The sequence below is a fragment of the uncultured Haliea sp. genome (assembly GCF_963973825.1).
Lineage (GTDB): Bacteria > Pseudomonadota > Gammaproteobacteria > Pseudomonadales > Halieaceae > Haliea.
Genome location: NZ_CAXBAE010000004.1, coordinates 213,717 through 227,461, shown reverse-complemented (window position 1 = coordinate 227,461; position 13,745 = coordinate 213,717). Strand labels below are relative to the sequence as shown.

Genomic DNA, 13,745 nt, shown 5'->3' with positions numbered 1-13,745 from the left:
ATCAGTAGGTGGGCAGCGCAAGTGCGCGAATGGCATCCAGCCCACCCACGTTGCGCTGGTATTCGGCCTCATCGGCCCCCAGGTATGTGTTCAGGTAGCTCTCTATCCCACCGTCCTTGGCGGAGGCGTTATAGGCCTTGAAGTGCGCCACATCGAAACCGTACAGCGGGTTGCATGACGTGGGGTGAGCACCGCCGGGAATCTCCACGATGGCACTGGTGGCAGCGCGCTCCCAGAACACCTCGCGAGCCCGTGCGGGGTCGGCAAAAAACGTGGTATCGACCAGCTCATCACAGGACACGATGGTGGTTTTCGCGGCGCGCGCAAACCAGTCGTCGAGATAGTGGTCGGGGCCGGATATCTGGCACACACCGCGAAAATCCGCGCGATCGACATGAATCAGCGACACGTCGAGGTTCAAGGCCGGCATCGCCACCCACTCTTTATCATCGTAGGGACTGTCAACCAGCTTGATATCCGGGTTCTGCTTGATGATGTCGGTACCCAGGCCAACCGCCGTGGGGATGAAGGGCAGGCCCCAGGCGGCTGCACGCAGCCCCAGCAACATCATGCCCTCGTCGATCTCCATCACCTCGATGGACCCGCTCTGGCGGGCCTGACGGAAGTAAGGTTCCAGCGGAATGAAGTCCAGGGACACGAAGGCGAAAACCAGCTTTTTCACTTTGCCCGCGGCACAGAGCATGCCGACGTCGGCGCCGCCGTAGGCGACTACCGTGAGGTCCTTCACGTCCGAGCGGAGAATTTCGCGCACCAGCGCCATCGGCTTGCGCCGTGGCCCCCAGCCGCCGATACCCACGGTCATGCCGTCTTCGATTTGTGCCACCGCATCGCGGGCACTGAGCCGTTTATCCATGTTGCATTCCTTCAGCTGACGATCCGCGCCATGCGGTAATCGTGTTTGACAAAATTGACCCCAAGCGTGCTTTCCGTACGCCGCACACCGGGAATTCCACTGATACGCTGGTGCACGAACTCCGCAAGGTGTTCGTTGCTGCGCACCATGGTGATGGCCAGCAGGTCGGAACGACCGAGCATCTCACCCACGAAGCCCAGCTCTGCGATCCCCGACAGCGCCTGTGCAACCGCCTGTACCTGGTGACTGCGCTCGACCTCTATCCAGATATACGCCAGTGCGCCGTTGCGAAAGCGGTCGATGTTGGTGACGGCGGTGATGCGAATCTGTCGCTCCTCTTCCATGCGCTTGACCCGGGCCCGCACCGTGCCCTCAGTGACACCGAGATCGGTGGCAATCTGTCGATTGCTGATACGGGCATCCTCAGACAGCCGCGCCACAATCTGCCGGTCGATCGCGTCCAGGCGCCGACGGGTCATGCGCCTGCACCCCGATCAAAGGGTACCCAATCGGGCTGGTTCTTCAGTACGTTAACCGCCAGCGCCGGCGTCAACCGGCGCACGCCCGGCATGGTCGCGATGCGCTCGTGCAGCAGCCGATGCAGTGCCACCTGATCCTCGGCTGCCATCAGGATTTCTATATCCTGGGCGCCGACCACAACGTTGACCGAGAACACCTCGGGCACGCCGGCAAGCTCCCGCGCGACATCCTCCGGCGAGCGGTTTTCGACCTGTACGCCAATGGCCAGCAACATGCCGAACCCCGCCGCCTCAATGTCGGTGACGGCTACCACGCGCATGGTGCGTGACTCCTCCAGGCGCCGCACCCGTGCCCGCACAGTCGCCTCAGTAAGTGCGAGCTCTCGCGCGATGGACCGGAAAGGCAGGCGACCATCCGTGCGCAACAGGGCAATAATCGCATGGTCCGTCTCGTCCAGCTCAATCTGGGATGCGCGCTCCATTCGCTGCTCCTGGCCAGCCATCAGCGGGCTAACCCCGCTCCGCCGCCATGCGCTGGCGCAGCTCGTTCTTCAGCACCTTGCCGCCGGCATTCATGGGCAGCTCCTCTACAAACCGCACAAAGCGCGGCACTTTGTAGTTCGCCATGTTCTCCCGCGCCCAGGCAATGACGGCAGCCTCGTCCAGCGCCGCGCCCGGGGCCGGCACAATCCATGCGCAGGCGACTTCGCCCATCCGCTCATCCGGCACGCCTATCACCGCGGCCCGCGCGACCCCGGGCATGCTGTGCAGGCTGTTCTCGATTTCAGCGGGGTAACAATTGAAGCCCCCCACAATGAACATGTCCTTGATGCGGTCGGTGATGCGCACGTAGCCGTCTTCATCCATCACCCCCACATCGCCGGTCTTCAACCAGCCATCCGCGGTGATCGTGCGCGCGGTTTCCTCCGGATTGTCGAGGTAGCACTGCATGACGTTGTAGCCGCGGCACCAGATTTCCCCCTCGGTACCGGCAGGGACCGGGACGCCGTCGGCGTCAACACACTGCATTTCCACACCTTCCATGGCGCGCCCGGAGCTGTGTGAAATGCGCTCAGCGCTGTCCTCGGGGCGGCAGATGGAGATGACGCCGCAGGATTCGGTGAGCCCGTAGGCGGTCACCACCACCTTGAAACCCAGCTCACTGCGCATCCTCTCAATCAGGGACACCGGCACCGGTGCGGCACCGGTCACCGCCAGCCGCAGACTGGAAAGGTCGTAATCCGCGCGCCGTGGATGGCTGAGCAGGGACTGGTAGATGGTGGGTGGACCGGGAATGACCGATACCCTGTCCCGATGAATCTGGCCGAGCACCGCATCGAGGTCAAACTGCTTGACCGGTAGAATGCGCGCCCCGGTGATGGCGGCTGCGAGCCAGCCCGCCTTGTACCCGAAGGAATGGAAAAACGGGTTTATAATCAGGTAGTTATCTTCACTGGTCAGGCCGACCGTCGCGCTCCAGGTGGCAAACGCGCGGATATTCTGCCCGTGGCTGGTGACCACGCCCTTGGGTTGGCCCGTGGTGCCTGAGGTGAACAGGATATCCAGGGTGTCGTCGGGGCGCAGTTGGTTCTCGCGGGCCTCAACCTCCGCCAACGGCACACTGTCGCCACGGGCGAGGAAGTCCGTCCAGGCTGTGTCATCGCCGGCATCGCCCTCGAACAGCACGGTGCCCTGCAGGTCAGGCAAGTCCTCCCCTGACAGCATCGCCGGGTACCGCATGCCGAGGAACTCACCTACCGTGAACAGCCAGCGGGCGCCGCTGCGACGCAGGATGAACCCGGCTTCCGCACCTTTCAGACGTGTGTTCAGGGGAACCAGCACACCGCCTATGGATTGGGCGCCCATGGCCGCGACAATCCACTGCCACATGTTGGGCGCCCAGATGGCAATGCGTTCACCGTGACCCAGGCCGACGGCCAGGAATGCGCGGGCAGCCTGCAGCCTGGCGGCATCCAGTTCGGCGTAGGTGAGCGATACAGGGCCGTCGCTGATCGCCACCCGTTCGGGCAGGGACCGTGCAGTGGCGGCGACAACCTGCGGCAATGTACGCTGTTGTGACTCGGTGTTGACCATGGCGGCACGTGCAAACTTGGAACTCGGGCCACAATACTAGTCAGTGAAACACGGTTTTACAACCGAAATTCGTAATTATCGGCGCAACAAACTACGCATAATGAAATCGCGCCCCTCCGGCACCGGTGGGGCGCGAGGGGCGCCTACTGACCCGGGAAGCTGTAGTCCTTGAACTGCTCACGCAGCGAGACCTTGTGGATCTTGCCGGTAGCGCCGTGTGGCAGCTCATCCACAAACTCGACAGCATCCGGCTTCCACCAGGTCGCCACCTTCCCTTCGAACCACGCCAGCATGTCTGCAGCTGACAGGTCCTGCCCGTCGCCCTTGCGCACGACGATCAGCAAGGGGCGCTCGCTCCACTTGGGGTGGTAATGGCCGATGACCGCCGCCTCTGCGACCTTGGGGTGACTCATCGCAACGTTTTCCAACTCGATCGACGAAATCCACTCACCGCCGGATTTGATGACATCCTTGGTGCGGTCCGTAATGGCCATGTAGCCGTCGGGGTCGATGGTGGCGACGTCGCCGGTTTCGAACCAGCCCGCTTCCGCGTGCGCACCGTCGGCATCGCGCTTGTAGTAACCCGAACAGATCCAGGGGCCGCGCACTTTCAGTGAGCCGTAGGCCTTGCCATCCCAGGGCAATTCCTCGCCGTCATCGCCGACAATCTTCATTTCCACGCCGAAGATGGCCCGCCCTGCCTTCAGGCGACGCTTGCGATAGTCCTCCTCGCTGAACCGCTCACGCTCACTATCGCTGGCGTTGATGCTGCCCAGGGGACTCATCTCGGTCATCCCCCACCCGACCCGGGTTACCACACCGTAGCGGTCAAACTCCTCCGCAATGGCCAGGGGGCAGGCGGCGCCGCCCACCACGATGCGCTTCAGGGATTCCACCTGCTTACCCGTTGCCTTGAGGTGTGCGAGCAGGGCCAGCCAGACGGTGGGCACACCGGCCGACATGGTCACCTGTTCCTCGTTGATGAGGGCGGAGAGGGTTTCGCCATCACCCATCTTGTTCCCCGGGAACACCAGCTTGGAGCCCGCCATGGGGCAGGAGTACGGGTTGCCCCAGGCGTTGACATGGAACATCGGGACAATGGGCAGCACGACGTCACTGGCCGAAAGGCCCATGGCGTCGGGCATCATGGTGGCGTAGGCATGCAGCATGGTTGAGCGGTGGGAATACAGGACGCCCTTGGGGTTACCCGTCGTACCTGAGGTGTAGCACAGGGCGCAGGCGTCACGCTCATCCAGCTCCGGCCATTCGAAGTCGCTGCTGGCGCCGTGAATGAGTGTCTCGTAGCAGATGGCATTGGGCAGCGTGGTCTCCGGCATGTGCTCGGCATTGGTGAGCACCACCCAGCCTTCAACCCCCGGGCACTCCGGGGCCAGCTTCTCCGCCAGCGGCACAAAGTCGGGGTCAATAAACACATAGCGGTCTTCCGCGTGGTTGATGATATAGACCAATTGCTCAGGAAACAGCCGCGGGTTGATGGTGTGGCAGACGAAGCCGCTGCAGGCAGAGGCGTAATAGGTTTCCAGGTGCCTGTAGTCGTTCCAGGCCAGGGTCCCGATGCGATCGCCGCGCTGCAGGCCCCAGGGGCCCATGGCATTGGCGAGCTGGCGGGTACGCACGAAAGCCTCGCGATAGGTATATCGATGACGCGGGTTGTCGCGGGTGACCGAGACGATTTCCTGGTCGCCATTAACCCGCTCCGCATGCTGAATGATCGAAGTAATCAACAGCGGCATATCCATCATCAAACCGTGCATTGGGATTTTCTCCTTTTATCGTGACGGGACTCGTTGAGTGCGAATTGTAGTCATTTGCGCTGAGGATAACACCGCTCGCGGCCCCAGAATGTCAAAAACCGGCAGGGGCTCGCCGTCTGCAGGCGCAGCCTGTCTGCACGTGCCATAGCGGGAATGTTATAGTCATCCCATAACAGTAAATACAGGTGCCGGCGACCGCATGCCCACCCCCGCAACGCTTCTCGGACTCGCCCTCGCCTACGTCTGCATTCTTTTTGCCGTCGCCTGGAAAGCAGATCGCGACGCATCGGTACAGGCTACACCCATCAGGCGGCCCGCCTGGAACGGGCTGGTCTATGCGCTATCACTCACCGTCTACTGCAGCTCGTGGACATTTTACGGTGCGGTGGGCAGTGATGCCCAATCCGCCTGGAGCCATGCGCCCATTTATCTCGGGCCGATACTGGTCTTCCTGTTCGGCTGGAGCCTGGTGCGACGCCTGATCCGGCTTGGCGAGCGGCATCGGGTGACGTCCATCGCCGACTACATCGGCGCGCGCTATGGCAAAAGGCAGTCGCTGGCAGTGCTGGTCACCCTGGTTGCTGCCGCGACGGTCCTCCCCTATGTCGCCCTGCAATTCAAGGCATTGGCCCAGGCCTGGAGCGTGATCTCCGGCGGCACACCGGGTAGTGCGCAGAGCGGCTCCGACACGGCGCTGTTCACCGCAGTGGTACTGGCGGTGTTTACGCTGCTGTTCGGCACGCGCCGCCTGGACGGCCGTGAACGGCATCGCGGTGTCATGGCAGCCATTGCTCTTGAATCCGTCGTGAAACTGGCCGCCTTTGCGCTGATCGCTGCGCTCGCAGGGCTGCAACTGATGCAGGCCGCGGAACCGTCAATGCTGCCGGCGGCAACAGGCCGCCGCGCACTCAACCTGAACGCTGACTTCTTCGCGCAAGTGCTGATCAGTGGACTGGCGATCCTCTGTCTGCCGCGCCAGTTCCATGTCACCGTGGTCGAAGCGCAGGAAGGCACTGACACCCGCTATGCCCGTTGGCTGCTACCGCTGTACCTCGCGCTGTTCATGGTGCTGGTCATACCCATCAGCCTCACCGGCGCGCGCCTCTTCGCCGGGCTGGACGACGCCAATCCGGACACCTGGGTGCAGTCGATTCCACTGGCCCTTGGCTCCGGCTGGGCGACAACGGCAGCGTTTATCGGGGGTATCTCCGCCGCGACAGGTATGGTGATCGTGGCAACGGTGAGCCTCGCCATCATGATTACCAATGAAGTCATCGCACCCGTGCTGGTGCGATTGCAGCGCAACTCACCGGCGGCCATCCTGCACCTCGGTGACAGGCTGCGACGTACGCGGCAGCTGACAATACTCGGCATGATGCTGGTTGCCTGGGCTGTCGCGCGCGAAGTGATGAGCCTGCCGTGGCTGGCTCAAATCGGCTTCCTCTCATTCCTCGCCGCGGCACAGCTGGCACCCGCGCTGCTGGCCGGGCTCTACTGGCGGCGCGCTCACGGGGTGGCCATCACCATCGGGTTGATCGCCGGTCTGCTGCTGTGGCTGTACTGCGGCGTACTGCCGGCCCTGCTGCCTGCCGCACATCCGTGGTTATTGGAGGGCCCCTGGGCACTGGCCATGCTGCGTCCCAACGCGCTGCTGGGCTTCGCCCATGATGCGCCATTGGCCTATGCGACCGCACTGAGCCTGACCGCCAACAGCCTGTGCGTCATCAGCCTGTCGCTACTCCTGCGCCAGTCGGCGGTAGACGCACGCCAGGCCGAACTCTTCCTTGGCACGCAAGACAGCCAACCCGACCCGCGCCGCAGTGATTTCAGCCTGAGCCTGATTCGCGGTGGGCAGCTGCAGGGACTGCTCGTACCCTTCCTCGAAGCAGACAAGCTGCACCGCCTCTGGCAGGGCTTTGAGGACCGCTACGAACAGCGCATCCTGCCCGGTGACCGCACTCCGCAGTTCGCGGTCAATGAGGTGGAGGCGGTGATTGCCAGCATGATCGGCAGCACGTCGGCCAACAAAGCCCTGATGGAGCTGGAGAGCAGCCAGCAGCTGGGCTACGCAGACCTCGCCAGCATGGTCAGCGACGCCAGCCGCCTCAACACGTTCAACCGCGAACTGCTGCAGACCACTGTCGAAAACATGATCCAGGGTATTTCCGTGGTGGACAGCCAGCTGCGGCTGGTCGCCTGGAACCAGACCTACCAGCGCATGTTCGGCTACCCCGAACGGCTGTTGTACGTGGGCTGTCCGATCGAACGGATCTATCGATTCAACGCTGAACGCGGCATCCTCCAGGCCAATGACGACACACCCATCGAGCAGCAGATTGCGCGGCGTCTGCAATGGCTGCGCGATGGCAGTGCCTACCGTCTGGAGCGCACGCTACCCGATGGCAAGGTTATCGATATCCGCGGCAACCCGATGCCCAACGGCGGATTTGTCACGACCTATATCGACATCACCGACTACCGGGCAATGCTGGCCGAACTGGAGGACACCAAGAGCGAGCTGGAGCTCAAACTGGCTTCCGGCTCCGAATCACTGAGCCGCAGCAATGCACTGTTACGGCAGGAAAACCGGCTGCGGGCGCAGGTTGAGGCTCAACTGCGGGATGCGCATCTGAGCAAGAGCCGCTTCATGTCGGCGACCAGCCACGACCTGCTGCAGCCGATCAACGCGGCACGCCTGTTTGCCGCCAGCCTGGCTACACGACTGACAGCCGACAGCGATGCCAGCGGCACACTGCAACAGATTGACCGCTCCCTGCACCGTGCAGAGCAGCTGATCGCCGAACTGCGGGAGATCGCCCGCCTCGACTCGGGTGCCTACACACCGAAGCTACGCGATTTTCCGGTACAGCAGCTGCTGCAGACGCTGCAGGACGAATTTGCTCCACGCAGCGCGGAGCGCGGCTTGCAGCTCACGGTCGTCGCCAGCTCCTGCTGGCTGCATTCAGATGAAACACTGCTGCATCGCATTCTGCAGAACCTGCTGTCCAACGCTGTGCGCTATACCCAGCGGGGCCGCATTCTGCTCGGCCTGCGCCGACGCGGCGACAGCGTGGAACTGCAGGTTTGGGACACAGGGCCCGGCATCGCCGAGGCGGATCAGGTGCGGGCCTTCACCGAATTTGAACGGCTCGGCGGTCACGGCCCCGAGGGTGACGACGGCCTGGGGCTGGGCCTCGCCATCGTCCAGCGCTATGCGGATCTACTGGAGCATCCCCTGCGACTGGTGTCCACACCCGGCCAGGGCACGCTGTTCGGCCTGAGGGTCCCGACGGCTGCGCCGCAAGCGCTACCGGAACACGTGCCGCCTTCGCCGGGCGACCTCGCTGGCGTCACCGTCCTGTGCATGGACAACGAACCCTTGCTGCTGGAGGGCATGGCCGAATTGCTGCGCGGCAATGGCGCCCGGGTGCTGACCTGCAGCGATGCCGCGGGGCTGCAGGCACATTTTGCGGCAGGCGAAGCTCCCGGCCTGCTGCTGGTCGATTACCATCTGGACAATGGCGATAACGGCGTCGCCGCACTCAGCGTGCTGCAAACGCTGCACGGCCTGCCACCGGTCATTGTTGTTTCAGCGGACGACGCGCCTGCTGTGCGCGACAGCGTGCGGCAGGCAGGCCACCGCTTCCTGCCCAAACCGGTAAATCCACAACGCGTGCTGGCCCTGATTCTGGCCTTGCTGGGACGTTAGCAGCCTGTCGGACCTGGGCTCATCTGCTGCGGCTGATGCACTAAGTCCGACAGGCTGCTAGACGTCCTCCGCGGCCTCTACCGAGAGGCTGGCAAGCGCCAACACCGCCTGCGTGCGGGAATGCACGCCCAGTTTGCGAAAAATCTCGGTCATGTGTGCCTTCACCGTCGCCTCTTTCACCTCCAGGTGCCCCGCGATCTGCTTGTTCAGCAAACCCTCAACCAGCATGGACGCCACCCGGAACTGCTGCGGCGTGAGACTGGACAGAGTGTCGGCAACATCAAGTGCCTGCAGGCGCGCGCCCTTTTGACCCACGGAAAGCCCGGGGTGCAATCCACGTGCTCCGGCCATCACCGCTTCCATGCAGCGCTGCATTTCCTCGATACCCGCAGACTTGGACAAAAACGCGGCTGCGCCGTGATCCAGTGCGCGTCGCACGGTATCCGGCTGGGCATTGGCCGATACCATCACCACCGGCACACCGGGCAGCTGGCCACCGACCCAGCACAGCGCTGAAAAACCCAGCGCTCCGGGCATGTGCAGATCCAGCAACAGTAAGTCGAGGCCCTGTTCCGCCTGGGCTGCCTGCTGCAGCTCGGCAACATTGGCCGCCAGCAACAGGCGGTGCTGTGGAAACGCGCTGGCGACGACCTGCTCCAGGGCAGCACGAAAAAGTGGGTGATCGTCAGCGATCAGGATACTGCGTCGAGACACGTGGCCTCCGGTTCTTGTTATTGATTATTCGACTTAAGTCGAAAATGCCGCGCGGCTTTGACCAAGGTCCAATGGGCCTCTGGTCTGGTCAAGGGTACAACATGCACGTCACACAGAATAATAGCTAGAGGATCTGCATACCATGCCCACGCGAAAACTGATTGCCACACTACTCGCCACACCGCTGGCGCTACTGCCCTTCAGCGCCTCCGCTGAAGATCTCGCGGCACGCATCGCCCTGCTTGAGCAGCAAATCGCCGAATTGAAGGCACTGGTCGTCGACCAGCAGGCCGCCGGCGAATCCACTCGTGAAGAACTGGAGACCCTGCGGCCTGTGCGCAAGGGCACCCGCTTCGGCTACGGCGGCTACATCCAGCTCGATGCCATCACCTCCCGGTACAGTGAAGGCAAGCCGACCAATGATCTGGTGGACGACTTTCTGGTCTCGTCTTTGATCCCGGTTGAACCGGCATCTGGCGATGGCGAGGCCGCCACCAGCACCAAGCTGCACGCCCAGTCATCGCGATTCTTCTTCACCACTCGGACGCCAACGGCGCAGGGCAGCATCGACACACGTATCGAGCTGGACTTTATGTTAAGCCCGGGAGGCGACGAGCGTATCTCCAACTCCTGGAACCCGCGCCTGCGCCACGCCTATATCAACTGGGACATGGGCGAGGGACGCTCACTGCTGGCGGGGCAGAGCTGGTCTACCTTCTTCAACGTGGGCGCCCTGCCCGACCTGCTCGACTTCGTCGGCCCCGTCAGCACCATTTTCGTCAGGCAGCCGCAAGTGCGCTGGACCGAGGGCAATTTCCAGTTTGCGCTGGAGAACCCGGCGACCCGAATCGATGAGCTCAGCGATACCGGGGTGAACCGTCGCCTGGACAACGCAGAGACCATTCCAGACCTGATTGCGCGCTACAACGGCACCGCCGGTGACCTCAGCTGGACACTGGCAGCCATGGGACGCCAGCTCGGCTACGAGAGCCGCCTGAACAGTGGCGAAAAACTGGCCAGCGACGACACCTGGGGGTACGGCCTCAGTCTTGCGGGCAAATGGCAGCTGGCAAACGGCGATATGCGCTTCATGCTCAACCAGGGCTCTGCACTGGGCCGCTATATGGGCCTGAACACATTCGACGATGGCTACATCGACAGTAACGGCGACATCGACACCATTGCGCAGTGGGGTGCCATGCTCGCCTACCAACACGCCTGGAGCGCGCAGTGGCGCAGCACCTTCGCCCTGTCGGCCTCTGCAGCCGACAACCCGTCGATCGGTGAATACGCCACCGCCGGCCAGCTGGCAAAACGCTATGAATCCGCCCACGCCAACCTGAACTGGCTGCCACATCCCGGCCTGCAGCTGGGTGGGGAACTGATTTACGCGCGCAAGGAACTGGAGGATGGTCGCTCGGGTGATCTGAGCCGCCTGCAATTTGCCATGAAGTACGCCTTCTGATGGCGCTATCGACCAAGGTCCAACAGCGACGCAGCGATACCCGGTGCTATAGTCCGGCTGCCTGCGACGATAACAACAGCAATGGAGAGTCCCCATGTCACGTTTAACCGAGGCCCAGGCGCTGGCCTATTGGCGCCGCAATCTTGCCCTGATGTTCAAACTTCTGGTGGTCTGGTTCGTGGTGAGTTTCGGCTGCGGCATCCTGTTTGTCGATGTGCTCAACCAGATCCAGATCGGTGGTTACAAGCTCGGCTTCTGGTTCGCCCAGCAGGGCTCCATCTACGTGTTCGTACTGCTGATTTTTTACTACACGCGCAAGATGGGCAAGCTCGACCGCGAATTCAACGTAGAAGAAGACTAGGGGCCGCCTCATGGAACTGCAAACTCTGACTTACCTCGTGGTTGGCGCCAGCTTCGCGCTGTACATCGGCATTGCGATCTGGTCGCGCGCCGGCTCCACCAAGGACTTTTATGTCGCCGGTGGCGGTGTGCATCCCGTCGCCAACGGCATGGCCACGGCGGCAGACTGGATGTCCGCCGCCTCATTCATCTCCATGGCCGGCATGATCGCCTTCATGGGCTATGGCGGCTCCGTGTTCCTGATGGGCTGGACCGGCGGCTTCGTTATTCTCGCCATGTTTCTGGCACCCTACCTGCGCAAGTATGGCAAGTTCACGGTACCTGAATTCATCGGCGACCGTTTTTACTCGAAAGCAGCGCGCGCGGTGGCGGTGGTGTGTCTGATCATCTGCTCCGTCACCTACGTGATAGGCCAGATGAAGGGCATCGGCGTTGCCTTCTCGCGCTTCCTCGAAGTTGACTACGGCACCGGGTTGCTGGTGGGCATGTGCATTGTGTTCTTCTACGCGGTGCTGGGGGGCATGAAAGGCATCACCTACACGCAGATTGCACAGTACTGCGTGCTGATCATGGCCTATACCATTCCCGCTATATTCATCAGCCTGAACCTGACCGGAAATCCCTTCCCGCAGTTGGGCCTCGGCAGCACACTGACCGGCACAGACACCTATCTGCTCGATAAGCTGGACCAGATGGTGATGGAGCTGGGCTTCAACGAGTACACCACGGAATACCGGCTGAGTGGCCTGAACATGTTCGCCTACACGGCGTCACTGATGATTGGTACCGCCGGCCTGCCCCACGTCATCATCCGCTTCTTTACCGTGCCGAAAGTACGCGACGCGCGCAGCTCTGCCGGCTGGGCACTGTTGTTCATTGCCATCCTCTACACCACAGCACCCGCCGTTGCCGGCATGGCCCGCCTGAACCTGATGCAGACCATCGAACCGACGCCCGGTGAATACCTGGTATATGAAGAGCGCCCCGACTGGTTCCGCAACTGGGAAACCACCGGTCTGCTGGCCTTCGAGGACAAGAACCAGGATGGCCGCATCCAGTACAGCGCCGACCCTGCGGTCAATGAAATGGTGACCGTGGATAACGACATCATGGTACTGGCCAACCCGGAAATTGCGCAGCTGCCCAACTGGGTGATCGCGCTGGTGGCTGCCGGCGGCCTCGCTGCCGCCCTGTCCACGGCGGCCGGGCTGTTGCTGGCCATTGCCTCGGCCATCTCCCATGACCTGCTGAAAGGGATGATAGCGCCGGGCATTTCCGAACGCGCCGAGCTGCGTGCCAGCCGGGTCGCCATGGCCGCCGCGATCGCCGGGGCAGGTTATCTGGGCTTCAACCCGCCGGGGTTTGCCGCGGGCACCGTGGCGCTGGCATTCGGGCTCGCCGCTTCCTCCATCTTCCCGGCCTTGATGATGGGCATCTTCTCCAAGCGCACCACCAAGGAGGGCGCAATTGCGGGCATGGTCGCAGGCATCGGGGTAACCCTGTTCTACGTGTTCCAGCACAAGGGTATTATGTTCATTGCTTCGACCGCGTTCCTCGGTGACATGCCGGCCAACTGGTTCCTGGGGATTGAACCCAATGCCTTCGGCGCGGTAGGTGCAATCGTCAACTTCACCGTGGCCATGCTGGTCAGCCGCGTCACCAGCGCACCGCCGGAGTCGGTACAGGAACTCGTGGAGCATATCCGCGTACCCGCTGGCGCCAGCGCCGCACACGACCACTGAGAGCAGGAGAAAAGCCGATGCTCAGCAACCGACACGTCATCATCGCACTACTGGTGGCCCCGTTGCTGTCCATCGGTGCGTGGTTTGCCGTGGGTCAACTGGTCGGAGAGCAGCCTCACCTGGCTGAAGCGGGTCGCGACTACCCACTCATTGCCAAGAGCAACTGTCGCTACGACAGCGGCCGCTGTGCACTGACCAACGGCAACCTGGAGCTTGAAATCGACGTACAGGCCCGAAGCTCTGGCTGGCAACTGCGGCTGCAGGCGTCACACCCCCTGGAGGGCGCTGTCGTGGCCATTGAGGAAGCCGGTAGCACGGCCGAACCGCGAGCCATGCGCCCCGATGAATCAAGCCCCCAACGCTGGGTGCTGAACCTGCCTGCACTACCCGGCGAAGGGGCGAGACTGCAACTGGTGGCCGCCGCAGGCGGCAGCCGCTACTTCGCAGACACGGGTTCGGATTTTCTGCAACGCTTCCGCACGCCGGGGCCCTGACTGTGGCCGCAGGCGATGACGCGCCCACCGTGCCACGAG

11 protein-coding genes are annotated in these 13,745 nt (G+C 62.7%); 5 read left to right on the top strand and 6 right to left on the bottom strand.

Annotated features, from left to right (window positions below; all coding sequences use genetic code 11):
* Window position 1: 1 nt before the first annotated feature.
* The 5 genes from AACZ17_RS07370 to AACZ17_RS07350 form a co-directional block, all read right to left on the bottom strand.
* On the bottom strand, window positions 2–874 hold the full coding sequence (locus AACZ17_RS07370; RefSeq protein WP_290743146.1) for a CoA-transferase: 873 nt from the start codon (window positions 872–874) through the stop codon (window positions 2–4).
* 11 nt (window positions 875–885) lie between these two features.
* On the bottom strand, window positions 886–1,353 hold the full coding sequence (locus AACZ17_RS07365; RefSeq protein ID WP_290743143.1) for an Lrp/AsnC family transcriptional regulator: 468 nt from the start codon (window positions 1,351–1,353) through the stop codon (window positions 886–888).
* Entirely contained in the window at window positions 1,350–1,835 is a 486-nt protein-coding gene (locus AACZ17_RS07360; protein WP_290743141.1) for an Lrp/AsnC family transcriptional regulator, read from the bottom strand. Before AACZ17_RS07360 ends, AACZ17_RS07365 begins: the two co-directional genes overlap by 4 nt.
* A 28-nt stretch (window positions 1,836–1,863) precedes the next feature.
* A complete protein-coding gene (locus AACZ17_RS07355) occupies window positions 1,864–3,447 on the bottom strand; it encodes a FadD3 family acyl-CoA ligase (protein ID WP_290743139.1) in 1,584 nt (527 codons plus the stop codon).
* Window positions 3,448–3,590: 143 nt separating this feature from the next.
* Entirely contained in the window at window positions 3,591–5,222 is a 1,632-nt protein-coding gene (locus AACZ17_RS07350) for a 3-(methylthio)propionyl-CoA ligase (RefSeq protein ID WP_290743136.1), read from the bottom strand.
* Between the two features lie 199 nt (window positions 5,223–5,421).
* Here AACZ17_RS07350 and AACZ17_RS07345 point away from each other — a divergent pair, with 199 nt between their 5' ends.
* On the top strand, window positions 5,422–8,931 hold the full coding sequence (locus AACZ17_RS07345; RefSeq protein ID WP_290743134.1) for a PAS-domain containing protein: 3,510 nt from the start codon (window positions 5,422–5,424) through the stop codon (window positions 8,929–8,931).
* A gap of 57 nt (window positions 8,932–8,988) precedes the next feature.
* Here AACZ17_RS07345 and AACZ17_RS07340 read toward each other — a convergent pair whose 3' ends face one another.
* The gene (locus AACZ17_RS07340) at window positions 8,989–9,645 is read right to left on the bottom strand and encodes a response regulator transcription factor (protein WP_290743131.1); all 657 of its coding nucleotides are present in this window, start codon (window positions 9,643–9,645) and stop codon (window positions 8,989–8,991) included.
* Between the two features lie 142 nt (window positions 9,646–9,787).
* Between AACZ17_RS07340 and AACZ17_RS07335 the strand changes: the two genes are divergently transcribed.
* The 4 genes from AACZ17_RS07335 to AACZ17_RS07320 all read left to right on the top strand — a co-directional run bounded on the left by AACZ17_RS07335 (window position 9,788) and on the right by AACZ17_RS07320 (window position 13,706).
* Complete coding sequence (locus AACZ17_RS07335; RefSeq protein ID WP_290743127.1) at window positions 9,788–11,110, top strand: DcaP family trimeric outer membrane transporter; 1,323 nt, start codon at window positions 9,788–9,790, stop codon at window positions 11,108–11,110.
* Between the two features lie 94 nt (window positions 11,111–11,204).
* Window positions 11,205–11,471 carry a DUF4212 domain-containing protein gene (locus AACZ17_RS07330; protein ID WP_290743124.1) on the top strand — a complete coding sequence of 89 codons (267 nt, stop codon included), beginning with the start codon at window positions 11,205–11,207 and terminating at the stop codon, window positions 11,469–11,471.
* Between the two features lie 10 nt (window positions 11,472–11,481).
* Window positions 11,482–13,212, top strand: a complete 1,731-nt coding sequence (locus tag AACZ17_RS07325) for a sodium:solute symporter family protein (RefSeq protein ID WP_290743121.1) — start codon at window positions 11,482–11,484, stop codon at window positions 13,210–13,212.
* A 17-nt stretch (window positions 13,213–13,229) separates the two neighbouring features.
* The gene (locus AACZ17_RS07320) at window positions 13,230–13,706 is read left to right on the top strand and encodes a hypothetical protein (RefSeq protein WP_290743118.1); all 477 of its coding nucleotides are present in this window, start codon (window positions 13,230–13,232) and stop codon (window positions 13,704–13,706) included.
* Window positions 13,707–13,745: the final 39 nt, after the last annotated feature.

Coding starts and splice junctions, on each gene's coding strand:
- AACZ17_RS07370 (WP_290743146.1), bottom strand. CDS start 874: ATGGATAAACGGCTCAGTGCCCGCGATGCGGTGGCACAAATCGAAGAC.
- AACZ17_RS07365 (WP_290743143.1), bottom strand. CDS start 1,353: ATGACCCGTCGGCGCCTGGACGCGATCGACCGGCAGATTGTGGCGCGG.
- AACZ17_RS07360 (WP_290743141.1), bottom strand. CDS start 1,835: ATGGAGCGCGCATCCCAGATTGAGCTGGACGAGACGGACCATGCGATT.
- AACZ17_RS07355 (WP_290743139.1), bottom strand. CDS start 3,447: ATGGTCAACACCGAGTCACAACAGCGTACATTGCCGCAGGTTGTCGCC.
- AACZ17_RS07350 (WP_290743136.1), bottom strand. CDS start 5,222: ATGCACGGTTTGATGATGGATATGCCGCTGTTGATTACTTCGATCATT.
- AACZ17_RS07345 (WP_290743134.1), top strand. CDS start 5,422: ATGCCCACCCCCGCAACGCTTCTCGGACTCGCCCTCGCCTACGTCTGC.
- AACZ17_RS07335 (WP_290743127.1), top strand. CDS start 9,788: ATGCCCACGCGAAAACTGATTGCCACACTACTCGCCACACCGCTGGCG.
- AACZ17_RS07330 (WP_290743124.1), top strand. CDS start 11,205: ATGTCACGTTTAACCGAGGCCCAGGCGCTGGCCTATTGGCGCCGCAAT.
- AACZ17_RS07325 (WP_290743121.1), top strand. CDS start 11,482: ATGGAACTGCAAACTCTGACTTACCTCGTGGTTGGCGCCAGCTTCGCG.
- AACZ17_RS07320 (WP_290743118.1), top strand. CDS start 13,230: ATGCTCAGCAACCGACACGTCATCATCGCACTACTGGTGGCCCCGTTG.